At 51.9% G+C, this 26003-nt stretch carries 29 protein-coding genes; 22 read left to right on the forward strand and 7 right to left on the reverse strand.

The features are described from left to right. The first annotated feature begins 34 nt into the window (after positions 1 to 34). From ACT9TW_RS16790 to ACT9TW_RS16805, 4 genes are all read left to right on the forward strand, one after another. Positions 35 to 1000, forward strand: coding sequence for a diguanylate cyclase (locus tag ACT9TW_RS16790; protein ID WP_446493108.1), 966 nt, complete (start codon positions 35 to 37; stop codon positions 998 to 1000). Positions 1001 to 1082: 82 nt separating this feature from the next. Beyond that, a complete protein-coding gene (locus tag ACT9TW_RS16795; RefSeq protein ID WP_446493109.1) occupies positions 1083 to 1610 on the forward strand; it encodes an N-acetyltransferase family protein in 528 nt (175 codons plus the stop codon). A 117-nt stretch (positions 1611 to 1727) separates the two neighbouring features. After that, positions 1728 to 3179, forward strand: a complete 1452-nt coding sequence (locus ACT9TW_RS16800) for a tagaturonate reductase (protein WP_446493110.1) — start codon at positions 1728 to 1730, stop codon at positions 3177 to 3179. A 242-nt stretch (positions 3180 to 3421) separates the two neighbouring features. Continuing rightward, a complete protein-coding gene (locus ACT9TW_RS16805) occupies positions 3422 to 4336 on the forward strand; it encodes a bestrophin family protein (protein ID WP_446493111.1) in 915 nt (304 codons plus the stop codon). Here the strand turns inward: ACT9TW_RS16805 and ACT9TW_RS16810 are convergent. Next, entirely contained in the window at positions 4324 to 4872 is a 549-nt protein-coding gene (locus tag ACT9TW_RS16810; protein ID WP_446493112.1) for a GNAT family N-acetyltransferase, read from the reverse strand. The genes ACT9TW_RS16805 and ACT9TW_RS16810 overlap by 13 nt on opposite strands. 118 nt (positions 4873 to 4990) lie before the next feature. Here ACT9TW_RS16810 and ACT9TW_RS16815 point away from each other — a divergent pair, with 118 nt between their 5' ends. From ACT9TW_RS16815 to ompC, 7 genes are all read left to right on the forward strand, one after another. Continuing rightward, positions 4991 to 5461, forward strand: coding sequence for a GNAT family N-acetyltransferase (locus tag ACT9TW_RS16815; RefSeq protein ID WP_446493113.1), 471 nt, complete (start codon positions 4991 to 4993; stop codon positions 5459 to 5461). 12 nt (positions 5462 to 5473) lie between these two features. Then, positions 5474 to 5914, forward strand: coding sequence for an N-acetyltransferase family protein (locus ACT9TW_RS16820; protein ID WP_446493114.1), 441 nt, complete (start codon positions 5474 to 5476; stop codon positions 5912 to 5914). A gap of 151 nt (positions 5915 to 6065) precedes the next feature. Continuing rightward, positions 6066 to 7061 carry an alpha/beta fold hydrolase gene (locus tag ACT9TW_RS16825; RefSeq protein WP_446493115.1) on the forward strand — a complete coding sequence of 332 codons (996 nt, stop codon included), beginning with the start codon at positions 6066 to 6068 and terminating at the stop codon, positions 7059 to 7061. A 44-nt stretch (positions 7062 to 7105) separates the two neighbouring features. Then, complete coding sequence (locus tag ACT9TW_RS16830) at positions 7106 to 7846, forward strand: response regulator (RefSeq protein ID WP_446493116.1); 741 nt, start codon at positions 7106 to 7108, stop codon at positions 7844 to 7846. Beyond that, complete coding sequence (locus ACT9TW_RS16835; protein ID WP_446493117.1) at positions 7843 to 9141, forward strand: ATP-binding protein; 1299 nt, start codon at positions 7843 to 7845, stop codon at positions 9139 to 9141. Before ACT9TW_RS16830 ends, ACT9TW_RS16835 begins: the two co-directional genes overlap by 4 nt. 137 nt (positions 9142 to 9278) lie before the next feature. Next, entirely contained in the window at positions 9279 to 10469 is a 1191-nt protein-coding gene (locus tag ACT9TW_RS16840) for a cytochrome c biogenesis protein/redoxin (protein WP_446493118.1), read from the forward strand. 217 nt (positions 10470 to 10686) lie between these two features. Next, complete coding sequence (gene ompC / locus ACT9TW_RS16845) at positions 10687 to 11814, forward strand: porin OmpC (RefSeq protein ID WP_182061108.1); 1128 nt, start codon at positions 10687 to 10689, stop codon at positions 11812 to 11814. Positions 11815 to 11822: 8 nt separating this feature from the next. Here ompC and tam read toward each other — a convergent pair whose 3' ends face one another. Both tam and ACT9TW_RS16855 read right to left on the reverse strand, forming a co-directional pair. After that, on the reverse strand, positions 11823 to 12581 hold the full coding sequence (gene tam, locus ACT9TW_RS16850) for a trans-aconitate 2-methyltransferase (RefSeq protein ID WP_446493119.1): 759 nt from the start codon (positions 12579 to 12581) through the stop codon (positions 11823 to 11825). Between the two features lie 83 nt (positions 12582 to 12664). Continuing rightward, positions 12665 to 13249 (reverse strand): GDP-mannose pyrophosphatase, encoded by a 585-nt coding sequence (locus ACT9TW_RS16855; protein WP_446493120.1) that lies wholly within the window; start codon positions 13247 to 13249, stop codon positions 12665 to 12667. 87 nt (positions 13250 to 13336) lie between these two features. On the opposite strand from ACT9TW_RS16855, the gene ACT9TW_RS16860 reads away from it, so the two are divergent. Beyond that, positions 13337 to 14110: a DeoR/GlpR family DNA-binding transcription regulator gene (locus tag ACT9TW_RS16860; RefSeq protein WP_446493121.1), complete on the forward strand. Its 774-nt coding sequence runs from the start codon at positions 13337 to 13339 to the stop codon at positions 14108 to 14110. Here the strand turns inward: ACT9TW_RS16860 and ACT9TW_RS16865 are convergent. Further along, entirely contained in the window at positions 14082 to 14570 is a 489-nt protein-coding gene (locus tag ACT9TW_RS16865; RefSeq protein ID WP_446493122.1) for an AAA family ATPase, read from the reverse strand. The two genes, ACT9TW_RS16860 and ACT9TW_RS16865, sit on opposite strands and share 29 nt — an antisense overlap. A gap of 101 nt (positions 14571 to 14671) precedes the next feature. Here ACT9TW_RS16865 and ACT9TW_RS16870 point away from each other — a divergent pair, with 101 nt between their 5' ends. Next, a complete protein-coding gene (locus ACT9TW_RS16870; RefSeq protein WP_436352495.1) occupies positions 14672 to 15025 on the forward strand; it encodes a hypothetical protein in 354 nt (117 codons plus the stop codon). Positions 15026 to 15166: 141 nt separating this feature from the next. Continuing rightward, positions 15167 to 16459: a glycoside hydrolase family 28 protein gene (locus tag ACT9TW_RS16875; protein WP_446493123.1), complete on the forward strand. Its 1293-nt coding sequence runs from the start codon at positions 15167 to 15169 to the stop codon at positions 16457 to 16459. A gap of 21 nt (positions 16460 to 16480) precedes the next feature. Here the strand turns inward: ACT9TW_RS16875 and ACT9TW_RS16880 are convergent, their stop codons facing one another. After that, complete coding sequence (locus tag ACT9TW_RS16880) at positions 16481 to 17470, reverse strand: zinc-dependent alcohol dehydrogenase family protein (protein ID WP_182061115.1); 990 nt, start codon at positions 17468 to 17470, stop codon at positions 16481 to 16483. A gap of 116 nt (positions 17471 to 17586) precedes the next feature. Next, positions 17587 to 18489: a LysR family transcriptional regulator gene (locus ACT9TW_RS16885; RefSeq protein ID WP_446493124.1), complete on the reverse strand. Its 903-nt coding sequence runs from the start codon at positions 18487 to 18489 to the stop codon at positions 17587 to 17589. Between the two features lie 196 nt (positions 18490 to 18685). Between ACT9TW_RS16885 and hipB the strand changes: the two genes are divergently transcribed. Further along, positions 18686 to 18955: a type II toxin-antitoxin system antitoxin HipB gene (gene hipB, locus ACT9TW_RS16890; RefSeq protein ID WP_446493125.1), complete on the forward strand. Its 270-nt coding sequence runs from the start codon at positions 18686 to 18688 to the stop codon at positions 18953 to 18955. Then, entirely contained in the window at positions 18955 to 20274 is a 1320-nt protein-coding gene (locus tag ACT9TW_RS16895) for a type II toxin-antitoxin system HipA family toxin (RefSeq protein ID WP_446493126.1), read from the forward strand. Before hipB ends, ACT9TW_RS16895 begins: the two co-directional genes overlap by 1 nt. Positions 20275 to 20317: 43 nt before the next feature. Here ACT9TW_RS16895 and ACT9TW_RS16900 read toward each other — a convergent pair whose 3' ends face one another. Further along, complete coding sequence (locus ACT9TW_RS16900; protein WP_446493127.1) at positions 20318 to 20680, reverse strand: NUDIX hydrolase; 363 nt, start codon at positions 20678 to 20680, stop codon at positions 20318 to 20320. 349 nt (positions 20681 to 21029) lie between these two features. Here ACT9TW_RS16900 and ACT9TW_RS16905 point away from each other — a divergent pair, with 349 nt between their 5' ends. Genes ACT9TW_RS16905 through ACT9TW_RS16930 form a run of 6 tightly spaced genes read left to right on the forward strand, consistent with a single transcriptional unit; the run spans position 21030 to position 25901 of the window. Further along, positions 21030 to 21464, forward strand: coding sequence for a nuclear transport factor 2 family protein (locus ACT9TW_RS16905; protein ID WP_446493128.1), 435 nt, complete (start codon positions 21030 to 21032; stop codon positions 21462 to 21464). Then, the gene (locus tag ACT9TW_RS16910; RefSeq protein ID WP_446493129.1) at positions 21461 to 22180 is read left to right on the forward strand and encodes an SDR family NAD(P)-dependent oxidoreductase; all 720 of its coding nucleotides are present in this window, start codon (positions 21461 to 21463) and stop codon (positions 22178 to 22180) included. Before ACT9TW_RS16905 ends, ACT9TW_RS16910 begins: the two co-directional genes overlap by 4 nt. Then, complete coding sequence (locus tag ACT9TW_RS16915; RefSeq protein ID WP_446493130.1) at positions 22177 to 23433, forward strand: NAD(P)/FAD-dependent oxidoreductase; 1257 nt, start codon at positions 22177 to 22179, stop codon at positions 23431 to 23433. Before ACT9TW_RS16910 ends, ACT9TW_RS16915 begins: the two co-directional genes overlap by 4 nt. 1 nt (position 23434) lies before the next feature. Then, a complete protein-coding gene (locus tag ACT9TW_RS16920; protein WP_446493131.1) occupies positions 23435 to 24151 on the forward strand; it encodes a DUF1365 domain-containing protein in 717 nt (238 codons plus the stop codon). A gap of 2 nt (positions 24152 to 24153) precedes the next feature. Then, positions 24154 to 25374: a class I SAM-dependent methyltransferase gene (locus ACT9TW_RS16925; RefSeq protein WP_446493132.1), complete on the forward strand. Its 1221-nt coding sequence runs from the start codon at positions 24154 to 24156 to the stop codon at positions 25372 to 25374. After that, a complete protein-coding gene (locus ACT9TW_RS16930; protein ID WP_446493133.1) occupies positions 25371 to 25901 on the forward strand; it encodes a DUF3833 domain-containing protein in 531 nt (176 codons plus the stop codon). The genes ACT9TW_RS16925 and ACT9TW_RS16930 overlap by 4 nt, the downstream gene beginning before the upstream one ends. Positions 25902 to 26003 lie beyond the last annotated feature (102 nt).

Below are 26003 nucleotides of genomic sequence, written 5' to 3' on the forward strand. Positions count from 1 at the left end.
ACGCTTTTAAGAGAACTAAGCGTCAGGAGACAGTATGAAAGCACCTGAATTCCCTGCAAATGAAACGGAACGTCTGAACTCTCTGCGAGAGTCAGGGCTACTCGATATTGATGGCTCAGAAAGCTTTGACCGGTTAACCCGGCTGGCTAAACGTTTCTTCCAGGTCCCACTGGCGATGGTCAATGTGGTGGCCGAACACGAGCTGGTGGCCAGATCTATCGATGGCACAGCCAACTGTACCTATCCCCGCAATATCTCGTTTTGCGGGCACACCATTCTTCATTCTGCGCCGCTGGTGGTGGCTGATACCCATCAGGATGAGCGCTTTGCCGATAATCCGCTGGTGACCGGGCAGCCGGGTATCCGGTTTTATGCCGGGATGCCACTGCGTTTGCGTGATGGTGCCAGTGTGGGATCGCTGTGTCTTGTCGATTACTCGCCGCGCGAGTTTTCAGACGCCGACCTTTCCGTGTTGAGGGACCTCGGTGCGCTGGTGGAGGATGAGTTTGCGGCCATCAGTGCGGCAACAACCGATGAACTGACCGGGTTATATAACCGTCGCGGGTTTAATCAGTTCGTCAATTTTGCGCTTTCTGTGGCCCGGCGCCGCGCAGAGCCAGTTGCGCTGGGCTGGATAGATCTGGATCAGTTCAAACAGATTAACGATCGGTTTGGGCATGAAGAGGGCGATAAAGCGTTAACCGCGATGGCCGACATCTTGCGGGCATCGTTCCGTGAAGCTGACCTGCTTGTACGTTTTGGCGGCGATGAGTTCGCCGTGCTGTTCGCCGACACGGATGAGCAGGGGGCGTGGATTGCCATGCAGTATCTTACCGAGCAGGTTGCCCAGTACAATGACCGCAAGTTACACCCCTGGTCACTGATGTTCTCCTGGGGCGTGAGCGAATTTGATCACAACCGCAACGATCAGCAGCAATGGCTGAAAGATGCCGACGACAAGATGTTCACCATGAAGCGTCAGCGAGGGCATTCCCGGTAACATAATAAAAGCCTATGTTTACGCGCGTTGCGTTAAATTATTGTTAAATGCAAAGTGAGGGGACTCAATACAAGGAAATACAATGACAACCTCACTGACTCTCCACACACTCACCCGGGACGACGTGCTCTCGCATATTGATGCGCTGGCCGAGATCCTCGAAAACTGCGTTAACGGCGGTGCCTCCGTCAGCTTTATGCTGCCTTTTACCCACGAAAAAGCCCGCGTATTCTGGCTTGGCGTCGCTGAAAGCGTTGGCCGCCAGGAGCGCACCGTGCTGGCCTGTACCGATGAGCAGGGTGAACTTATCGGTACGGTTCAGCTGATAACCGATCAACCCGAAAACCAGCCCCACCGTGCGGATGTCGCAAAATTACTGGTCCATGAGAAAGCACGGCGTAAGGGCGCAGCGATGGCCCTGATGGAAGCCCTGGAGGCAGAGGCCAGAAAGCATGGTATATCGGTGCTGGTACTGGATACTTCCACAGGTAGCGGGGCAGAGACGTTCTACCAGCGCGCAGGCTGGCACAAAGTGGGTGAAATCCCTCGCTATGCCTTAATGCCTGACGGGGCAATGACGGCCACTTCGGTGTTCTATAAATTCTTGTGATTATTTTTCACAATTGCTTCATGAATTGATCAAAATAGGGGTCATGGTCGAAAAGTTTTGATAAGTTATTACACCAATCTTGTCAGGCTGTATGACTAATCAAAAAAGGACCCCATTGTGAACACACTCAACCGTCGTGATTTCCCCGGTGCTCTCTACCCAGAACGTATCATTCAGTTTGGTGAAGGCAACTTCCTGCGCGCCTTCGTAGACTGGCAAATCGACCTGCTTAACGAACATACCGATCTTAACTCTGGCGTGGTGATTGTCCGCCCAATCAAGAGCGATTTCCCGCCGTCACTGAGCACTCAGGACGGCCTGTACACCACCATTATTCGTGGCCTGAACGAGCAGGGCGAAGCTGTTAGCGATGCGCGTCTTATCCGCTCTGTTAACCGCGAAATCAGCGTTTACGACCAGTACGATGAGTTTCTGAAGCTGGCGCACAACCCGGATATGCGTTTTGTGTTCTCTAACACCACGGAAGCGGGCATCAGCTACCATGCGGACGACAAGTTCGACGATGCTCCGGCCGTGAGTTATCCGGCGAAGCTGACGCGTCTGCTGTTCGAACGTTTCAGCCACTTTAATGGTGCAGCGGATAAAGGCTGGATCATCATTCCTTGTGAGCTGATTGATTACAACGGCGACGCACTGCGTGAACTGGTGCTGCGCTATGCACAGGAGTGGGCGTTACCGGCGGCATTTACCCAATGGCTGAATGATGCAAACAGCTTCTGCTCCACGCTGGTTGACCGTATCGTGACCGGTTATCCGCGTGATGAAGTGGCCGCACTGGAAGCGCAACTGGGTTATCACGATGGTTTCCTTGATACCGCTGAGCACTTCTATCTGTTTGTTATTCAGGGCCCTAAATCTCTTGCCAGTGAACTGCGTCTGGACAAACTGCCGCTTAACGTACTGATTGTTGACGACATCAAACCGTACAAAGAGCGTAAGGTTGCTATTCTCAACGGTGCGCACACGGCGCTGGTTCCGGTTGCATTCCAGGCCGGTCTGGATACGGTGGGTGAAGCAATGAACGACGCTGAAGTGTGCGCGTTTGTTGAAAAAGCCATTTACGAAGAGATCATTCCGGTACTGGATCTGCCGCGTGATGAGCTGGAATCCTTCGCCAGCGCGGTAACCGGGCGTTTCCGTAACCCGTACATCAAGCACCAGCTGCTGTCTATCGCGCTGAACGGCATGACGAAATTCCGTACCCGTATTCTTCCGCAGCTGCTGGCAGGGCAGAAAGCCACCGGTAAACTACCTGCGCGCCTGACCTTTGCCCTTGCGGCTTTGATTGCGTTCTACCGCGCTGAACGCCAGGGCGAAAACTACCCGGTTCAGGACGATGCTCACTGGCTGGAACGCTATCAACAACTGTGGACGCAGCACCACGACAAACAGATCAGCACCAGTGAACTGGTGAAATCTGTGCTCAGCGTCAGCGAACACTGGGAGCAAGATCTCACTCAGGTTAGCGGATTGGTAGAACAAGTTACGCTGGATCTGGATGCCATTCTGCATCAGGGGATGCGTGACGCGGTAAAACCGCTTTGCTAAGACCTTTAGCGCTCTAGTATTGAGCGGGTAGAAGCGAGGGGAACAGCGCTTTTGGCTTTCCCCTTTATTTGAACAATGCATTAGTTACAACATACTATTTGCTGTTTTTTTAAAAAACAGACTTCAGCACCGTGCGGTTTAGGCTACTCAGTACAGAAAAAGTAATGTTCTATTAACATGCTTGCAACCGTGAGGTGGATCACGTTTAATAGCCGCGCTCTTTATCTTTTCTGAAGCTGATTATGATTGTTCGTCCTCAACAGCACTGGCTGCGTCTTATTTTTGTCTGGCACGGCTCTGTACTGCCTAAAATCTACACCCGGTTGTTTCTAAACTTCCTGCTTTCCATCGCCGTGATCCTGATGTTGCCGTGGTACACCTCGCTTGGCATCAAATTCACCGTTGCGCCGTTCAGCATCCTGGGTGTGGCCATCGCCATATTTCTGGGGTTCAGAAATAACGCCTGTTATTCGCGCTATGTAGAGGCTCGCCAGCTTTGGGGGCAACTGATGATAGCGGCACGCTCGCTGTTTCGCGAGGTAAAAAACACCTTGCCGGACGATCCGCATCTGGGGGAGTTTGTCCGCCTGCAAATTGCCTTTGCGCATTGCTTAAGGATGACCCTGCGACGTGAACCACAGGCAGAGCAGCTCTCTGGCTATATGTCCGGGGACAATCTGCGTCGGGTGATGGATTCCAGTTCCCCGGCCAACCGCATTCTGCTGTTAATGGGGGAATGGCTCGCCGTAAGGCGTCGGGAAGGGCAGCTCTCCGACATTCTGTTCCACAGCCTGAATAATCGTCTCAACGACATGTCGGTTGTGCTTTCCGGCTGCGAGCGTATCGCCACCACGCCCGTGCCGTTTGCCTATACGCTTATTTTGCACCGTACGGTGTACCTGTTCTGCATTATGCTACCGTTCGCGCTGGTTGTGGATCTGCACTATATGACACCGTTCGTCTCCGCGCTGATTTCCTATACCTTTATCTCGCTTGATACGCTGGCAGAAGAGCTGGAAGATCCGTTTGGTACCGAGGACAACGATTTGCCATTAAACGCCATCTGTAACGCGATGGAGCGTGATTTGTTACAGATGAACGATGAAGAGGCAATACCGGAAAGAATGCTGCCGGATAAGCACTATCAGCTGACGTAACGGGCGTTCCACTCGTCGCGGGTGATCTCCCACAGCTCAGAGTCCAGCAGACCGCTGACGTACTCTTTCTTTTCTGTTCTGATAAGTCTCATGCCGCTACTGGCAGAAATTCGCTGAGAGCGGCTGTTGTCCGCCGCTTTCGGTGCTCGCAGCACCGGCTTATTCAGGGTGTTAAACCAGAAATCCGTTGCGGCAATGCTGGCTTCGCGCATGTAACCCTGGCCTTGCCACTCCGGTGCCAGCCAAAAACCACGGTTGTTATCTTCTACGTCATACAGACAGATAAGGCCCATCAGCTCATCAGGGGCGTCGTGGCGGCGAAGCGTCCAGAACCAGGCCACGCCTTTCTCCACATCCGGTAACGCAACATTATTCACGTAGTTTTCCGCGCCGTTATCCGGATAAGGCCAGGGAACCGTGGCTACCATATAACGCACAATTTCCCAACGCGGATAGAGCCGCTGGATCTGCGATGCATCTTCCGAAACCAGCGGTTTTAGCAACAAACGCTCCGTTTTTAACGTGGGTGTCGTCATCCCTTGATTTCCTTTTTTAAGCGTTATGCTTTTGTTTGCCTTCTGGTATTTTCATCTTTACCACATTCCATCATGACGTGCTGTGTTTCATTCACTACTACTCTTTGCAGGGGGCGCAATGACGTTAAGACAGGCTGAGCCGAAAGAGGCTGAAATACTCTGGAACGTTCGCAATCAGGCGATCCGTTTCGGCTGTAAATCCAGTTACGATGCGGATGTTATCGCCCGCTGGACGCCGGAACTGATGCCAGAGCACTACCGACATATGGTAGAGATAAACCCGTTTTATGTGGTCGAAGATGACACCGGGGAGATCGTTGCGACGGGGTATCTGGACCTGGAAACCCAGAGCGTCGAGGCGATATTTACTTTGCCTGGCGCATCAGGAAAAGGGTTGGCAACGCAGATTATCAATGCCTTGATTTCAGAGGCCAGAACGCGCGGAATAGCACGTATAAACCTCTCTTCAACGCCAAACGCACACTCGTTTTACCAGAAGCACGGCTTTGTCACGCTCAGGGAAAGTCGTCATCTTTCCCGCATGGCGGGGGCGGAGTTGCGCTGTTTTGAAATGGTTTTAGATCTGTAATGTGAGGAAAACATGGCAGTAACAGTAAGAGCAATACGTGCAGAAGATTACCCGCAGTGGCGCCCGCTCTGGGACGGTTACACACATTTTTATGAATGTGTACTGGATGAGTCGGTCACCGCATCCACCTGGGAACGGGCACTAAACCCGCACTCATCGATGTTGTGTCGGGTGGCAGAAAGCGAAGGGCGCGTGATTGGGTTTGCAATGTGTGTCCTGCACGAAGGCACCTGGTCGACGGCACCCATTTGCTATCTCGAAGATTTGTTTGTAGATGCCGCGCTGCGTGGGGCCGGAACCGGCCAGGCGCTGATAGATGCTTTGATGGAAGAGGGCAAGCGCGAAGGATGGGCAAAACTCTACTGGGTAACAAGGCAGAATAACCCTGCGCGGAAACTGTATGACCGCTTTGGCGAAGCCGATGACTATGTTCGCTACCGTATTTCGCTGTAACGCCCCGCTGAATGAGCCTGTGTTTGTATCACACTGTATCTGATGTTGAAATACATACACAGGCTTGCAAAAAAGCCGTTTTCACACATATCCGCTATACATAAATTTGTTGTGATATCCCCGTCAAGCGTACTCAACCGGAGATACCAACATGTTTACTCAATTCACTTCCTCAGCATTAGCATTGACCGTTTCTCTTGGCACTGTGATGTCCTGCCAGGCTGAAATCACCGGCAAAGATTACACCGCCGCGTTTAACCAGGTTCATCAGATTAACGCAGGCGATCTGAACGTAGGTTATGTGGATATCGGCCCGAAAGATGGACAGCCCGTTATCCTGTTACACGGCTGGCCGTACGACATTCACAGTTATGCCGATGTTGCTCCCGCGCTGGCGGCGAAAGGCTATCGCGTTATTGTGCCTTCACTGCGTGGTTACGGTACCACCCGTTTTCTGTCAGACAAAACACCGCGCAACGGCCAGCCTTCCGCCCTGGCAAAAGATATTGTTAATCTGATGGACGCGCTGAATATCAAACAGGCTGTCTTCGCCGGTTACGACTGGGGGGCTCGCACCGCAGATATTGTGGCGGCACTGTGGCCAGAACGTGTGAAATCGCTGGTTTCCGTTAGTGGTTATCTGATTGGCAGCCAGGCCGTCGGTAAACAACCATTGCCCCCGAAAGCGGAGCTGCAATGGTGGTATCAGTTCTATTTTGCAACCGAGCGCGGTGCGCAGGGTTATGCCAAAAACACCCACGACTTCGCCCGTTTAATCTGGTCTCAGGCTTCACCTGACTGGAAATTTAGCGATGCCACATTTAATGCCAGCGCCAAATCACTGGACAACCCGGACCACGTCGCCATCACGCTCAGTAACTACCGCTGGCGCTTGGGCCTGGAAAAAGGCGAACACAAATACGACAGCTACGAGCAAAAACTGGCGACGCTACCGACAATCAGCGTGCCGACCATCACCATTGAAGGCGGCAACAACGGCGCGCCGCACCCGGCACCCGAAGCGTACGCCAGTAAATTTACCGGCAAATATGAGCACCGCACCTTTGGGGCAACCGTTGGCCACAATCCTCCGCAGGAAGATCCACAGGATTTTGTGAAAGCAGTCGTCGACGCGGATAAGCTCTGAAATGTGCTATTTTCAATACGTTACCCTTCATTCAGGAGCGTTCGGTGGAGCATATTGATCATATCCTTGTCGTCGATGACGACAGGGATATTCGTGAGTTAATCGTCGATTATCTTGTGAAGTCTGGTTATCACGCGTCTGGTGCCGCCAATGGCAAAGAGATGCGTGTGATCCTGGATAAACAGCATGTCGATTTGTTGGTACTGGATGTAATGATGCCCGGCGATGACGGGCTCACGCTTTGTCGCCAGTTGCGCAGCAGTAAGCATAAAGATCTGCCGATTTTGATGCTGACCGCGCGCAATGAAGATACCGACCGGATACTCGGGCTGGAAATGGGGGCTGACGATTATGTGGTTAAGCCCTTCGTTGCCAGGGAGTTACTGGCGCGAATCAAAGCCATTTTGCGCCGTTTCCGAACCATGCCGCCCAATTTACAGGTGACGGAAGCTGGACGGTTAGTGGTATTTGGTGAATGGCAACTGGACACCGTTGCCCGCCATCTGATTGATAATGAAGGCATGATAGTGGCGTTAAGCGGGGCGGAATACCGGCTATTACGCGTGTTCCTTGATCATCCCCAGCGCGTGCTGACGCGGGATCAACTGCTCAATATGACTCAAGGGCGCGATGCCGAGTTGTTTGAACGTTCAATTGATCTGCTGGTCAGCCGCGTGCGCCAGCGTCTTAACGAAGACGCCCGGACACCGGCCTACATCAAAACCGTGCGCAGCGAAGGTTACGTATTTACGATGCCCGTCACCATCAAAGAGGTCAATGAATGAGGCTCTGGCCGCGCTCATTACTTTCGCGCCTGCTGATCATTGTCCTGATGGGGCTTCTGCTGGCGAACTCTCTCAGCCTGACGTTGGTTATGTATGAGCGAATGCGCAGCGTTCGTACCGTGATGCTCGGCAACCTTGAATACGATGTCGCCACCAGCGTGGCGATCCTCGACCGGCTGCCAGCGAATGAGCGCGCAGCCTGGCTGCCGCGGCTCGAACGTGGTAATTACCGTTATATCCTGGGTGAGGGCGAGGCAGGTGCAACTCCGCAGGATAAACGCTCTCAGGATGCGATCCGCACATTAACCGATACGCTTGCTGCCCAATACCCGCTGCGTTTCACAGCCGTCCCGGGGTCGGTTTCACATATTCAGGCCCACCTGCAACTGCACGACGGCGCGCCTCTGACGATCGACCTGATCCCGCGAATGCCGCCAGTTGCCAGTTGGCTGCCTGTGGTGCTGGTTCTGCAATTGCTGCTTGTCGCGTTGTGCTCCTGGATTGCGGTTCGCCAGGTAGTGCGGCCATTTTCGCTGTTCACCCGGGCGGTTGATACGCTCGATCCTTCGGCCAACACCCCGATGACGGAGCAGGGGCCGATCGAAGTTCACCGCGCGGCACACGCCTTTAATGCCATGCAATCCCGTATTCAGGCTTATCTTCGCGAGCGCACGCAAATTCTGGCTTCGATCTCGCACGACCTCCAGACGCCAATCACCCGGATGAAACTGCGAGTTGAAATGGCAGACCAACCCGAACTGCGCGATAAGCTATTAAATGATTTAGATAATATGTCGCGCCTGGTGCGGGAAGGCATTGCCTATGCCCGGTCATCAGAACCTCTGGAAGAAACCTCGTTAAAACTGGAACTGAACGCCTGGATTAACAGCATCGTGTGCGACTACCAGGATATCGGTAAAAACGTGCAGTTTCAGGCAACAGACACACGTCTGCCGCTGACAACACGCCCGCAGGCCTTGCGCCGCGTGATGACTAACTTGCTGGATAATGCGCTTAAGTTTGGCGATTGTGCAGTTATTACCCTCAATGACCATGATCCTAAGCATATTGTCATTCATTTCAGTGATAACGGGCCAGGCATTCCTGAGGCTGAGCTGGAAGCAGTATTACAGCCATTTTACCGGGTCGAAACGTCGCGCAATCGCGATACCGGCGGCACTGGACTGGGGCTGGCCATTGCCGCGCAGTTAACCGCCCAGCTTAATGGCACACTACAACTGAATAACCGCGCGGAAGGCGGGCTGGATGTTGTTATCACCTTACCCCGCAGTTAATTGTACGGCTTTGTATCAGACAGGGAACGGGATACAGAGCCTCACAAAACGCGTTGTTTTGCACATCGTCTGAACACATCAGCACGCTGAAATGTCCTCACTGCAACGTCGCAGATAATCTGTCCTGTGAGGTCGTTATGTTTCTGATTATCGCTTTTCTGGGCGGGATGATAAGCCTGCTCAGCCCCTGTACGCTCCCCGTGATCCCGCTGCTGTTTGCCGGATTTCAGGGGCAACGCCGCCATCTCCTTGCGCTATTTGCCGGTATGATCGTGATGTTCACTCTGGTTGCCATGCTGGTTACGGTGGCAAGCGAGTGGATTGTGAATGCCACCCAGATTGGGCGCTGGGTCGCGCTGCTGGTTCTGGCGATTGCGGCGCTGGCGTTAATCTTCCCGCAGTTCGCCCAGCGTATTGCCGGGCCTGCGGTCAGTGCGGGGAATGCCCTGAATAACCGCAGCACGCAGACGCGCGGGTTGTTGTCTGCATTTCTGGCCGGGTTTGCGGTTGGCTTGCTGTGGTCGCCCTGCGCCGGGCCGATCCTGGGGGCGATTTTCAGCATTAATATCGCCGGACATTCGTCCATTACGACCGGCGCGCTGCTGATTGCTTACGGCAGCGGGTGTGCCCTGATGCTGGCTCTGCTGGCGGCCGGAGGACGTACGCTGATGGCACCGCTGAGAGCAAAATCGGCGCTGATGGCAAGGTTACGCCAGGGGGCGGGCGTTGTGATGCTGGCAGCCGTTGTATTCAATGCCACGGGGCTTACCACGACCTTAAAAGGGGCGAATGGCCTTGCCGATAACCTTGAAAATTCGCTGCTGAGTCTGGCTAAACCGGCATCAACCCAGCCGAAATTAAAGCCTGTTGTGCAGGAGATGCCACGTAGCGACCTGCCTTCGTTGAGTGGTGGCACTGGCTGGATAAATGGCGACCCGGTTACCCCTGAATCTTTAAAAGGGAAGGTGGTGCTGATCGATTTCTGGACGTGGGATTGTATCAACTGCCAGCATACGTTGCCTTATGTTCGCGATTGGGCGAACAAATACCAGTCTCAGGGCCTGGTGGTCATTGGGGTACACACACCGGAATATCCCTGGGAGAAACCGCTCTCCTCGGTGAAAGATGCAGTGAATAAATGGCAGCTCCCGTACCGCGTTGTGGCGGACAACAACTACCAGATCTGGAACGCATTTGGGAACCAGTACTGGCCGGCACATTACTATTTCGATGCTAAAGGCCAGCTTCGTTATACCTCATTTGGCGAAGGGAATTATGACAAGCAAGAACAGGTGATTCAGCAACTGCTGAAAGAGGCCAGATCATAAATTGATGGCGTGTCGTTTTAATATCTTTCTTTAAAACGATACGCCTTAACAATATGTGCTTTTTAAATATTGGTTTTATTTTATTCATTCTTGGCGATTTGTGCGCTAATGATTTAATCGTTTTACATAGATTTACAACGATGGTAACTATATTACCCTGCAACTGCTTTTGGTGTTGCAACAAATATAATAAGTGGCATATGACAGGGTATATAAAATGAAAATTAATCAACTGAGCGTGCTGATTGGCGCGGCGCTGCTCGCGACAACCGCACACGCAGCCGAAATTTATAATAAAGATGGTAATAAACTGGATCTGTATGGCTTAGTTTCTGCCGAACATTATTTCTCCGATAATAACAGCAGCGACTGGAATGGCGACCAAACCTATATGCGTCTTGGTTTCCGTGGTGAAACCCAGGTTAACGATCAAATCACTGGTTATGGTCAGTGGCAGATGCATATTAATGCTAACGGCGCGGAATCAGAAAGCAACAATCCACGAACCCGTTATGCGTTTGCTGGCCTGAAGGTGAAAGACTACGGCTCCATCGATTACGGTCGTAACAAGGGCGTACTGTACGATTCTCTTGGCTATACCGACATGCAGCCTGAGTTCGATGGCATGACTTATGGCTCAGACCAGTTCATGTTTAGCCGTGCCAACGGTCTGCTGACTTACCGTAATACCGATTTCTTCGGTGCTGTCGATGGTCTCGATTTTGCCCTGCAATATCAGGGTAAAAATGACGGCGGCGGTGAGCCTGGCGTGCGCGACGTGTTACGCCAGAATGGTGATGGTTTTGGCGCATCTATTACTTATGATATCGGCGCTGGTTTCAGCATTGCCGGTTCCATGATGAGTGCTGACCGCTCTAACGAGCAAAATAACACCAGCGGTATTATGGGGCAGGGTAAACGCGCTGAAGCGTATTCAGGCGCAATTAAATATGATGCCAATAACATCTATCTGGCCGCTATGTTTACCCAGGCATATAACGCATCTCGCTTTGGCTCTCATTCCAGCGACAGTGCCTATGGTTATGCGAATAAATCGCAAATCATGGAATTCTACGCGGGTTATCAATTTGATTTCGGTCTGCAACCATTTGTGGCGTATGACGTCCTGAAAGGTAAAAATCTGGGCAAAGCAGCCACAGGAAATACTTATGGTGACGAAGATCTGATCAAATATGTTGATTTTGGTGCAACGTATAACTTCAACAAAAACATTAATGTGTTTGTTGATTATATGGTTAACCTCGTCGATGAAGATAAATTTACCCGTGAAGCCGGGATCAACACCGACGATGTTGTCGCTGTAGGCGTCGTTTATCAGTTCTGATAAACGCCTCAGGGCACACGTTTAGCGATAATAAACAGTCGCGGAAAAGCCAGCAGTATCTGCCCGTTTTCCTGGAGCGGATACTGCTCTTCCAGCAACTGAAGGTAACGTTTCAGGAAATTATTCTGCTCGCTCTCGTTTAACTCCTGCAACCACGGGCGCAACCCGGTGGCGCTAACCCAGTCAATAATCGCCTGATGTGAACTCATTTTGTGAAAATAGGTTGTCCGCCAGATATCCACCTCACACCCGGTATCGCTCAAAATATCGTAATACGCATGTACGCCAGGTAAAGGTTCACGGCCACGGTCAGGATAACCTTGCTCGTACGCCACTTCGCGCATCGCGACGTGCGTTGGCTCAAGCCAGTTATCAGGCATTTGAATAGCCAGAACGCCGTTTAAACGCAGTAGCGAAACAAGGTGGGGCAAAAGCGTGTAATGGTCAGGGACCCACTGCAAAGACGCATTGGCGTAAATCAGGCTCAGTGGCAGACCTGGTTTGTATTGCCGGATATCGGATTCAACAAAACGACACTCTGGCAGCGCATGGCGCGCCTCTTCAAGCATGGCAGGGGAATTATCAACGCCGGTAATGTCGGCGGCAGGCCAGCGTTGTTTTAACAGTGCTGTGCTATTACCCGGCCCGCATCCGAGATCAACGATTGATGTGACATTGTCGAGGGGGATTCTGGCGAGCAACTCAGCGGCGGGGCGTGTGCGTTCTGCGCCGTATTGCAGATAAAGCGAAGGGTTCCAGTCAGCCATTTGCGCATCTCCTGTTTTATTCTTCAGCAAGAATAGCATAGGCAGATACCTGCGCGGCGGCAGATATCTGTTGAGATTTGATGTTATAAAATACCTTTCAGCGCAACGTGGTAGAGCAACATGATGGTTTTACCATCGACGATAAGCCCGGTTTCAATTCCGCGCAAAGCATCTTCAAGCGTCAGCTCAAGCACTTCGATATCTTCACCTTCCGCTTTTATACCCCCACCAGCACTTGCCCGGTCGTGGGGCTCATATTCAGCAAGATAGAAATAGAGTTTTTCGGTAACAGAGCCGGGACTCATGTACGCCTCGAAAACCTTCTGCACGCGGGAGACACGAAAGCCGGTCTCTTCCTCTGCTTCGGCTTTGATTCTGCTTTCAGGATCCATGTTGTCCAGAAGCCCAGCTGCAGATTCAATCAGATAGCCATTATGTCCGTTGATAAACACCGGGAAGCGGAACTGGCGGGTCAGGATCACCGTTTTTTTATCGCGGTTGTAGAGCAGGATCGTTGCGCCGTTTCCCCGGTCATAGACTTCGCGCTGCTGTCTTTGCCATTCACCGTCGTGGCGTTGCAGGTCAAATGTGTATTTTTTCAGGATGTACCAGTTATCGGACAACGTCTTCGTTTCGATGATGCGTATTTCTGCATGTTTGGTGTGCACGATTGTATCTCCTCGCGTTGAGCTGTTATCATAATCAGCATAAACGCGCGTTTTCAAGATAAAACGTGCAATATCAGGAAAACGACTATGCTAACCAGCCAGCGAAAGCAATTGATCCTTGAAAAACTCGGTGCGGAGGGACAGGTTCTCTCCAGGGAACTGAGCCTCCATTTTGATGTGTCCGAAGATACCATCCGCCGCGATTTGCGAGAGCTTGCCGCAGAAGGGCGTCTGCAACGCGTCCACGGCGGCGCATTGCCATCCTCCACCGCGATTGCTCCGTTTGCTGAACGTAAGACGCTGAAAATTGATGCTAAAAAGAGTGTCGCCAGAAAAGGGGCTCAGCTGATTTCTGCGGGGCAAGTGGTGATTGTGGATGGTGGGACAACCACCTCCGAACTGCTGACCTTTTTACCACGGGATCTGCGCATTACCGTGGTGACGCACAGCCCGGGAATTGCGTTGGGCCTGGTCGATCATCCGTGTATTGAGGTTATCCTGATTGGTGGGCGACTGTATAAGCACTCGATTGTTACCGTGGGTGCCGCGGCCATTGAGGGTATCGGTAACATTCATGCCGATCTGTTCTTTATGGGTGTCACCGGTATTCATCCTGATGCCGGCCTGACGACGGGCGATTATGAAGAAGCGTGCATCAAACGTGCATTTTCCGGCAGAGCGGCTGAAACCATCGTTCTGGCTTCACCGGAGAAAATTAATACCGCGTCGTCTTTTGTGATTGGCGACCTGTCGCTTATCAACACTGTCGTGGTTGAAAGCGACGCCGATAAGACCTGGATAAAAGCGGTCAAGGAAAAGGGCATTTCTGTGATTACGACGGCTGACCCTGATAACGAATGATGTTGAATCCTTCCTGTTCTTCCGGGGCGACAAAGTAACGGGTGATCAGGTCGAATTGCTCATCGGAGGCTGCAAAATCATGCTCGCCAGAAGCATTTCTGGCGCGCAGCCGTGCTTTACAAATACCGTCCGCCACATCCAAAAAATGCAGCTGATGCGGTACCCCGGATTCACGGATAACCGTCATCATCCACTGGCGGTTAGCAACGGTGTTCGCCGGGAAATCGAGCACCACTGAGACTCCCGCTTTCAGTAACGCCACAAGATGCGGCGTGAGTGCCAGACGTAATTTTCCTGCGCAACGAACATAGTCTGCCACGCTTGCCATCTGGTCGGCGTAAAGCGCCGCAAGCCAGGTATCCTCACTTATCACCAACGTGCCAGGCGTTTCGCTCAGGCTCGCGGCCAGCGTGGATTTTCCGCTGGCGATTTTCCCGCAAAGAAGATGCAGCATTGACATAATATGCTCCGCTATTGACATGAAAATTCAGGATAACGTGACTACGCTTAGGTGGAAACTGCCAAAAACGGTGAGCAGATTTTACGCTTAAGGAACAGACCATGTTTCAGAAGATGTGTGTAGCAACCCTGGCATGTTTTGCCGTGGTGAGTTGCTCGTCTCAGGGGTATTTATCCCCTCAGGAAAAGAAATACCAGCGGGTTGATGCGGCGGCGCATCAGTGTTCGGAAGAGGTAAAAGAGAAAACGATCGATCTGGTGGCTAAGGGGAAATCAACCAACAGCCGCTGGACGACGGTGAAATATGTTCTTCCGCCGGATGAGGAATTCACCACCCAGCGGGTACGCGTTGTTGAATACAGAACATCCACAATTTTGGATAACGGCGACCCGGGACGGGCATGGAAGGCGTGTATGCACAGCAAAGATGCCCTGGTGCCTGAACTCGCTTTCTGACCGGGGCTTGCGTTCACCGTTCCTTTCATTGAAACCATTACCGTATTTTTGCCAGCTTTCACGGTTGGGTGTCGGTGACAAAAAGGTTATGTCACTGGCGGCTACGTATACTCATGATTTTTATCCGAATCAGGAAAAAATATGACGATACGTAATGTGTGTGATTTTGGGGCAGATCCCAGCGGGCGACAGGTATCAACGACCGCCATTCAGCGGGCAATTGCCGAGACGGGCCACAACGATACCCTGGTGATCCCGGCAGGCCGTTTCCTTACAGGCTCCCTTTTCCTGAAAAGTGGAATGACCCTGCACCTGGAGGCAGGCGCACAGCTTCTTGGCAGCCAGCGCCTGGATGACTATCCGCTGATTGATACCCGCGTGGCGGGCATTGATATGCGCTGGCCTGGGGCGATTATCAATATTATTGATTGCCATGATGTCCGTATCACCGGCAGCGGCACAATCGATGGTCAGGGGCTTGTCTGGTGGCAACGCTTCTGGGGGGATGACGAGCAGAGTGGCATGTTGGGAGATTACAGCGCCAGAGGCCTTCGCTGGGTGGTGGATTATGACTGCCAGCGACCGCGTAACATTCTGGTGTATGAAAGTGAGCGCATCACGCTGCGTGATTTCACCAGCCGCGAGTCGGGCTTCTGGAATGTGCATCTCTGCTATTCACGGCATATTACGCTCGACAGCGTTCAGATAAGCAATTCAGCAGGGCCAAGCACCGATGGCATTGATATCGATTCCTGCGAACAGGTACGGGTGGAACGCTGTGTCGTTTCCTGTAATGACGACAATATTTGTATCAAAGCAGGGCGGGGACAGGAGGCCGCGTCAAAAGCCCGCAGCGCACTGGATATTGTCATTCGCGACTGTACGCTGAACAGTGGTTCCGGTATTACCCTTGGCAGTGAAACTTCTGGCGGGATTGAACGGGTATTGATTGAACATAATCGCTTCAACGGCACGGGCGTGGGCTTTCGCATTAAGTCTGCCCGTAATCGCGGTGGCTTTATTCGCGATATCAAGGTTCGCCATCTGCAACTCGTTGATGTGCGTTTCCCGGTGATGATCCAGCTGAACTGGTTTGCACAATACAGCTATGGCGAGCGAGGGGACCTGACGGATAAACCCGACCACTGGCGCAAACTGGCGGACGATGTTCAGGGAGAGGCGGGTCTGACGTATGTCAGTAATCTGTCGCTGGAGAATATCTCTGCGCGCCGCTCAGAAAACAGTGTATTTTCCCGCGCCTTCTTTATTGAGGGCTATCCAGACCGACCAATTTCGACGTTAACGCTGGCATCCGTTGTGATAGACGCCAGCGAGTTCGGCAAAATATCCGGCGTGAATGGCCTGGTGTTACGTGATGTGCAGGTGACGGCCACAGACACCACGCAGGATGTTAACGACATTTATGAACGATAACCACGCCCTGCATAAACGGGCTTAAACCGTAACGATAATTTTGCCGGTCTGGTTATTCGATTCCATATAACGGTGTGCCTGTACGATGTCATCGAACGAAAATACCTTATCAATGACGGGTTTTAATTTCCCGGAACGCAACCCGTCGTAGACAAAGGCTTTTGCTCTGGCCATTTTTTCCGGGTTCGTGGTGATTTCAAACAGCTCGTAGCCCCGGAAGAGAAGGTGTTTCACCAGAATATCCATCACCGGGATCGACAGGTTACGTTCGTCCAGTGCGCCGTACTGGAAATACACGCCGTCTTTCGCCATTCCGCTGGCCAGTTTTGCCACATCAGGGCCGCCGACCGGGTCGAACACAATATTTACCCCTGCGCGTTGAGTCAGCTTGTTGAGTTCTTCGGCAACGTCTTGCTCGGTGGTGGCAATCACCGCTGACGCGCCCGCATCCATCAGTAGCGCATTTTTATGGCGGGTACGTGAAAGTGCGATCGGATAAGCCGCGACCATATTTGCGATTTGCATGGCGGCAATGCCCACGCTGCTTGATGCCGCGCCAATCGCGACATATTGCCCGGCCTGCAAATTGCCGTACTCAATCAGCGCGCCGTAAGCGGTAACAAACATCATCCAGCTGGCGGCAGCCTCTTCGAAGGAGAGATTCTCAGGGTGTTTTACCACGGCATGAACGGGGGCATTTACCCGCTCGGCGTACATGCCATATTCGCTGAACATAAAAGAGGGAATAACGCTGACGCTATCGCCCGGGGCAAAATCCGTGACGCCGGAGCCCACGGCTTCGACAATCCCGGCGGCTTCGTATCCCAGGCGGGCAGGAAACTGCGGCTCAATCACGTATTGCCCGGTGCGATACATCACTTCGGCCCGGTTAATACCGATGGCCTTCACGCGAATTTGCACTTCATGGCTTGCTGGCGCGGCGACTGTCATGTGAGTGATTTCCAGCACGTCTGGCGCACCGGTACGATTAAAAGTGACAACTTTAGACATAGTAAACCCCACGATAAAACGACTTAATGATCCGATGGGGTTACTGTAAGAGGTTGTTCGTGAAGGATAAAGCACCACTCAGGCACCTCAGTGTTGCCTTTAAATTACCAATCGAATCAGCCCTGATAGCGAGAAAAGACGTCACTGAACCAGTCAATAAAGACCCTGACTTTTGGCGGTAAATAGCGTCTGTCCGGGAACAACACAGACACGTCTTTTGGGGCGCAGAGGTACTGTGACAGAACCGGGACCAGCGCCCCGGAGGCGATATGTGGAGCAAGCGCAACACTAATGCCCTGGATCAAGCCCAGCCCATTAAGCGCCGAGGTCAGAAAGGTATCTGAATTATCCACCAGAATACTGCTTTTGACTTTCTGGTTAACTACTTTGCCCTCAACAATAAATTGCCATTCCATCACTTCACGGCTGTTCCGGCTGAAGAAATTGACGGCTTTATGATCCTGGAGTTGGTCCAGTGTCTGAGGTTGACCATATTTTTCCAGATAAGAAGGGGCGGCACAGGTCATCAGCTGGACACTGCCCAGACGGCGGGAAATAAAGCTTGAGTCTTCCAGTTTGCCCAGGCGAATAACGCAGTCGATCCCTTCCGACAGAAAATCAATTTTGCGATCTGTTGAGGTTAAAACAACATCAATATCGGGATAGCGCTGCTGAAAATCGCCCATCGCAGGGATCAGCACTGTATGGGTGAGCGCGAGAGGGGAATCCACCCTTAATCGCCCATGTGGGTGCTGCCCGGACGAGTAGGACGCCATCAGTTCGGCAGCTTCGTTTAACAAGAGTTTTGACCTTTCGTAAAATGCGTGCCCCTCGTCAGTCAGCTGGAGCTTTCGGGTAGTCCGGTGCAATAACTTTACCCCCAGCTCGTTTTCCAGCCGGGTGATCGCTTTACTGATGGATGGCCGGTGTGTTTGCAACTGTTCGGCCGCGCGGGTAAAGCTGTTTAGCTCAACAACCCGGACAAAGATATCCATATATTCAAGCATGTTAGGGCGCATATTTTGATCTCGTCGTCATGGTAACGTTGCTCTTTGATTGTATCAGACGGGAAAGTGAGAAGAACGGGCTTATTTATCCCCTGCAAGGGATAAACGCCGAAATATCCTTTGAAGGGGATAAAGAATTGACAATATCCCTTTAAAGGGATAATACTAACAATATCCCTTCAAGGGGATAAACTACGGACGTGAACAGATGAAACCACCAATGATTTATAGTCCGGTCCAGTTGGCAAATACCATGAAACTGGTGCGTCAGAAAAATAACTGGACGCAAAGCGACCTGGCCAAAAGAATCGGCATTAAGCAGGCCACCATCTCAAATTTTGAAAACAACCCGTATAACACCACGCTGACAACGTTCTTCAGGATCTTGCAATCCCTTGGAATGACAATGGCGTTGTATGAAAAAGACGATGCGGCGTCGGGGTCAGACAATAACAACCAACAGGGCTTGGACTGGTAATGCCAAAATTAGTGACGTGGATGAATAACGAGCGGGTCGGCGAACTGACAAAGCTGACCAACGGGGCCCATACGTTTAAATACGCCAATGAATGGCTAATGAACCGGTATGCCAGGCCTTTGTCGTTATCGCTTCCGCTGCAATTTGGTGAGATTACCTCCGATGCGGTGTTCAATTTCTTTGACAACCTGCTCCCGGATAGCCCTGCGGTACGGGCTCGTATCGTGAAGCGCTACCATGCCCGTTCTAAGCAACCCTTTGATTTACTGGCTGAGGTAGGGCGTGACAGCGTTGGCGCGGTAACGTTATTACCCGCGAATGAAAACAGTACGACACCGGAAATGACATGGGAGACGCTGAGCGAAGAGAAGCTCGAGACGGTGCTGACGGCTTATCAGTCAGACATTCCGCTGGGGATGATTAATGAGGAAAATGATTTCCGCATTTCCGTTGCCGGTGCTCAGGAAAAAACCGCGCTCCTTAAAGCCGGCGACGACTGGTGTATCCCGAAAGGGATCACGCCGACCACGCACATCATCAAACTGCCGATTGGCGAGATTAAACAGCCCAATGCCACGTTGGATCTGAGCGATAGTGTGGATAATGAATACTTCTGTTTAGAGCTGGCGAGAGCGCTGGGCCTTGATGTGCCGAAGGCGGAAATCATCAGAGCGGGCAGGGTGAGAGCACTCGCCGTCGAGCGTTTTGACCGCCGCTGGAACGCGAGCCGCTCCGTTTTATTGCGATTACCGCAGGAAGATATGTGTCAGACTTTTGGTCTTCCTTCGTCCGTGAAGTATGAATCTGATGGCGGTCCAGGTATTCCACAAATCATGGCATTTTTACAGGGCTCCAGCGAAGCACTTACCGACCGTTATAATTTCATGAAATTCCAGCTATTTCAGTGGATAACGGGCGCAACGGATGGACATGCCAAGAACTTCTCGATATTCATCCAGCCTGGCGGAAGCTATCGACTGACCCCGTTCTACGACATCATATCGGCGTTTCCTGTGCTGGGCGGCACCGGGATCCACATCAGCGATCTGAAACTGGCCATGAGCCTGAATGCCTCAAAAGGTCGTAAAAACGATATCGACAAGATCTATCCGAGACATTTTATGGTGACAGCCAGGGCCGTCAGGTTTCCTGAAAACCAGATGACCGAGATTATGCAGGAATTTATCGACCATGTGCCGCAGGCACTGGATACGGTGATGGCGTCTTTACCCACGGACTTTTCGCAAAAGGTCGCGACCTCGATATACAAGAATGTGCTCAGGCTACACGGCCGGTTGAGCAAAAGTGCAGGGGCCTGAGCCTGAAACCTGCCTGAAAATACAGGCAGGTTTGCGACTATCCTCAGGCCTGAGGAATGTTGTCGAGGGATGTGTACACCGCTAATCCCAGTTTCTGCGCCACTTCAATATCCAAATCAGCCCCTCTGGATTCTCCGGCAATACGATAAATGGCATCGCATTTTGCAATGAGCCGGTGAGCAACGGGATAAAGCATCGCTTCACTGATTTCATCACCCACGGATTGAGATCCCGCTGCTTTTGCCAGCGGCAGAGCCAGCCACTCACCGATAACCGGAACATGCCCACGTTGGTAAACCGCCAGTGCGGCATTTTCCAGCCTGACAAGATTCTCATCAATGCGGGCCTGTACGCCGTCAGTTCCACTGCGATAAGGGCCAGCGATTAAGATCAGTTGTTGTGTCATACATACCTCATTCTTTGTTGTAGGTCCTGCAAACCTGCTTAACCGTTTCAATGCGCGAGACTGCACGGTTAAGCATGTATTTGCATGTTTTAAAATGAAGAATGCATGTTAATACGCATTATCGTGCAGTTTCAAGTGAATTTGTGCATGTTGGCAGGAGAGTGGGTCTGATGAACAGCGGCTATAGTACGCCATCGCCCCTTGAGGATTTGTCACAAAAAACATAATCATAATTTATTGAATAAAAATGAATTTAAAAAATTCATTGCCTTTAACTTGGACAAATAAACGTGTTTGTGTAAGTTTTAATTATGTGCCACACGACGTGGTTCTCGTAAGGGTAGGATTTATGCGCGAACAGCTATCCGTTATTGACAGGTTCGTTGATTACTATGCCGGTCTGGATAACAAGTCCATTCCGGCACTTGCCAGCCTGTACGACAAGCACGCTGTGCTTATTGATCCCTTCGGGGACCATAATGGACTGTTTGCAATCCAGCGCTATTTCACGCATCTGCTGGCAAATGTAAGCGCCTGCCGTTTTGCCATTGATCCTCCGCTGTATGATACCCAACGTTTTGCTGTGACGTGGACCATGCACTGGTCTCATCCGCGTATAGCCAGTGGCGAAATACGCTCTTTACCGGGATGTTCAATGGTTGAGACCCAGGGTGAAAAGATATTCCGACAGCGTGATTACTACGACGCCGGACAGATGATTTATGAGCATTTGCCTTTGTTGGGATGGGCCATTCGGGGCATCAAAAGGAGGGTAGGTGCATGACAACCGTCCTCATTACCGGTGCCAGCTCAGGGATTGGCGAAGGGCTCGCAAAATCATGGGCTGCTGAAGGCTGTGATGTTATTGCCTGCGGTCGCGATCCTGACCGGCTGGAAAATTTGCGTCGGTATAACCCAAAAATCACAGTACGGCTGTTCGATATGACAGACAGGGACGCCTGTCGCCTGGGCCTCGCAGACTGTCAGCCCGATCTGGTTATTTTCTGCGCCGGGACTTGCGAATATCTGGACGATGGACGGGTGGACGCTGCGTTGGTCGCGCGGGTCATGGTGACGAACTATTTGGGCTGTGTGAACTGCCTTGAAGCACTCCAGCCACAGCTGACTGAGGGTAACCGTGTGGTGTTCATCAGTTCGATGGCGCACTGGTTGCCTTTCCCAAGGGCCGAAGCTTACGGTGCATCCAAAGCCGCATTGACCTGGTTTGCTAACAGCCTGCGTCTGGACTGGGAACCGAAGGGTATTGCGGTGACCGTTGTTTCACCGGGGTTTGTCGATACACCTCTCACGCGTAAAAACGATTTTCCCATGCCGGGCCAGGTGAGCGTTGAATATGCGGTGAAGGCAATTCGCTGCGGCCTGGCAAAAGGAAAAAATCATATCGCCTTCCCGACAGGCTTTAGTGTGATGTTACGAATCTTGGCAGGGCTACCTGAGGGGCTTCAGCGCTCAGTGCTGCGCAGGATGGTGCGCTCATGAATATCGCTATCATTGGCAGCGGTATTGCCGGTTTGACCTGCGCCTGGCGTCTTGCCGGGCACCATCAGGTGACTCTTTTTGAAGCGGAGTCGACCACTGGCGGACACACCGCCACAGTAGATGTGGTTACGCCTCAGGGACGTTTTGCGATTGATAGCGGTTTTATCGTCTATAACGACCGGACCTATCCGCGTTTTATGGGATTGCTGAGTGAACTTGGCATCCATGGGCAAAAAACGCAGATGAGTTTTTCGGTGCATAATCCGCAAAGCGGTCTGGAATACAGCGGTCATACGTTGACTTCACTGTTTGCACAGCGTCGTAACCTGATTAATCCTGCATTTTGGGGAATGTTGAAAGAGATTGTTCGTTTTAATCGTCTGGCGAAACAGTCACTGAATGAGATCGATCCTTGCGCGACGCTACAGACATTCCTTGACCAGCATCAATTCAGTGCGTTTTTTGCGCGTCACTATATTCTGCCGATGGGTGCGGCGATCTGGTCATCATCGCTCCAGGAGATGCGCCGTTTCCCGCTACCCTTATTTTTACGCTTCTTTGAGCATCATGGACTGCTGGATATCAGGAACAGACCCCAGTGGTACGTGGTGCCGGGCGGATCACGGGAATACATCCGCGCTATGCTGGCACTGCTGGGCGATCGTTTGACGCTGCGCCTCAATACCCAGGTTCAACAGGTGACGCGTAACGACAACAGCGTCAACATCACGCTGGGGGCATCAACACATCATTTCGACCAGGTGATCTTTGCCTGCCATTCCTCACAGGCGCTGGCCATGCTTGAGGATGCAACCTCCGTCGAGCGCGACGTATTGGGTTCGTTTGGCTGGCAGCGTAACGAAGTCGTGTTACATAGCGATCGCCGCTGGTTACCGGTACGCGAACGTGCGTGGGCAAGCTGGAATTATCGTCTTAGCGGACAGGATCTGGCCAGAGCCTGTGTCACCTATAACATGAACATTCTCCAGGGATTGCCTGAAGGAAGCCCATTATTCTGCGTGACACTCAATCCGGACATTCCTGTTGAAGAGCAATACGTCTGGAAACGCTTTGTCTACGAGCATCCATTATTTAATCCAGAAAGCTGGCAGGCGCAGACTCGCCGCAATGAGATAAGTGGCCTGCGCCGCAGCTGGTACTGTGGTGCCTACTGGTATAACGGCTTTCATGAAGATGGAGTGCGGAGTGCACTGGATGTGGTTCAGGGCATTGTCGCAGGAGCGGGGCGCTAAAATGAACAGTTGCCTTTACCAGGGCCTTTTGCGCCACCGCCGCCTTCATCCTAAAACGCACCAGTTTTGTTATCAGGTGTTTATGGCCTGGCTCGATTTGGATGAACTGGAGCAACTCCCTGGCGTAGGTATACGAAGAAATCACTTTGCGGCAGCGGCTTTTCATGATGTCGATTATCCTCTGGGAACACCGTTAAAAGAAAAAGCGTTAAATCAACTTACCCGTCTGACAGGGGCTCGGCCTGATGGTCGTGTGATGCTGTTAACACAGCTGCGCTACTTCGGCTTTCATTTCAATCCAGTCAATTTCTACTACTGCTATGATCGCGCGGACATACTGCGCTGGGTAGTGGCGGAGGTCCGCAATACGCCCTGGAATGAGCGCTATTACTACGCCGTAGACGCACAGAAAAGGTATCCGCTGGATAAAGCCTTCCATGTATCACCGTTTAACCCAATGGACATGGTCTATCACTGGCGGTTTAGCCCGCCCGGTAAAACGCTGCATATGCATATTGAAAACCATCAGGTAGCGAAAGTATTTGATGCCACTCTGATACTCAAGCGTGAGCCTTTGACGAAGGCGAGTCTGCACGCACTGCTGTTGCGCCTGCCATTTATGACACTTAAAACGGTGTTCGCTATTTACTGGCAGGCTCTGCGGCTGTGGCTCAAGCGAGTTCCACTCTACAACCATCCCGCCAGCAGGAGTGAATGATCATGACCGATCCCGTCTTTGCGCTTGAACCTGATGTTTCGTGCACACTGCGTCTGGCGCGTTGGCTCGTTTTTCGCGTGTTAAGTGGCCTTCGCGAAGGTTCACTTACCGTACGGGAAGGGGCGCAGGTCTTTCATTTTGGCGACATGTCGGCTGAATTACGCGCCGACGTTCATATTATTTCCCCAACGGTGTACTGGCGGGTGCTGACTGGTGGAAGTCTTGCTGCGGCAGAAGCCTGGATTGATGGGGAGTGGGAAACGCAACAGTTAACCACGTTGCTTCAGATATTCGCACACAACCGCATTATGCAGAGGCGACTGGAAAACGGTTTTCGCCTGCTGAGCAGGCCCGTTGAACGTGTGCGCCACTGGACACGTCGCAACCATCGTCAACAGGCGCGAGAAAATATTGCTGCTCATTACGATCTTGGCAATGCATTTTATGCGCACTTTCTTGATGAGGATTTACTCTACTCAAGCGCATTGTTCACCCGTCCAGAACTGACGTTAATACAGGCTCAGCAGGCCAAAATGGCACGACTTTGCGAACAGTTGGCGCTGACTGCTGATGACCACCTGCTGGAAATCGGTACTGGCTGGGGGGCGATGGCGGAATACGCCGCGCGTCATTACGGATGCCGGGTGACCACCACCACGCTGTCGCAGGAACAGTTTGCATGGGCTAACGCCCGCATTGCCCGCGCTGGTTTACAGGACAGAGTGAAAGTGCTACTGAGCGACTACCGCGATCTGACCGGGGAATTTGACAAACTAGTGTCAGTTGAAATGATCGAGGCAGTAGGGCGACGCTACCTGCCTGAGTTTTTCCGTACCTGTCAGGCTCGCCTGCGTCCCGGGGGAAAAATGGCGATTCAGGCCATTACCATTCAGGATCAGCGCTATCACGATTACAGTAAAAGCGTCGATTTTATACAGCGTTATATTTTCCCTGGTGGATTTTTACCCAGTATCACTGCGATGAGCAGTCTGATGACAAAACATACCGATTTTGTCGTGCGCAATCTTTTCGATATGGGACCTGACTACGCCCGGACGCTTTCTCACTGGCGGCAACAGTTCGCTCATGCCTGGCAGGATATTGAAAAGCTGGGGTTTGATGAACGTTTTCGTCGCATGTGGCTGTACTATTTCGGCTACTGTGAAGCGGGATTTAACGCTCGCACTATCAGCGTGGTGCAACTGACGGCGGAACGCGTATGAAACGTTTGTTGACGCTGAGCCTGCTATTGATGATGCAGCTGGCAGGTTGTAGTGCAGACATCGCTGACTATCGCCAGCAGCAGCCGACACTGGATATCTTTCAGTACTTCCAGGGAGAAACGCAGGCGTGGGGAATGGTTCAGGATCGCAGCGGCAAACAGCTTCGCCGTTTCCATGTCAATATCAACGGTGATGTGGTAGGCGACACGTTAACTCTCAACGAAAGATTTGTGTATGACAACGGAGAGAAACAGCAGCGGGTATGGCACATCCGTCGGGTCAGTGCCGGTAATTACGAGGGCACTGCTGGCGATATTGAAGGTGTCGCAAAGGGCGGCGCAGCAGGTAATGCTTTTAACTGGCATTACAGCATGGATGTGAAGGCCAACGGCAAAACCTGGTTGTTAAACTTTGATGACTGGATGTACTTGCAGGATGACAACCATCTGTTTAATAAAACCGAGATGAAAAAATTTGGCATTACATTCGGCACGGTGACGCTCTTTTTCTCCCGTAAAGCTCAATAACAAAAAGGGTGTACATACTGAGACAGGAATGAGTTTCGGACGTTGGTGATTCGATGATTGCCCTGGTGAGATTGCTGAAGGAAAATTTGGCAGAATTGGATT

The sequence above is a fragment of the Enterobacter sp. C4G1 genome, assembly GCF_052886895.1.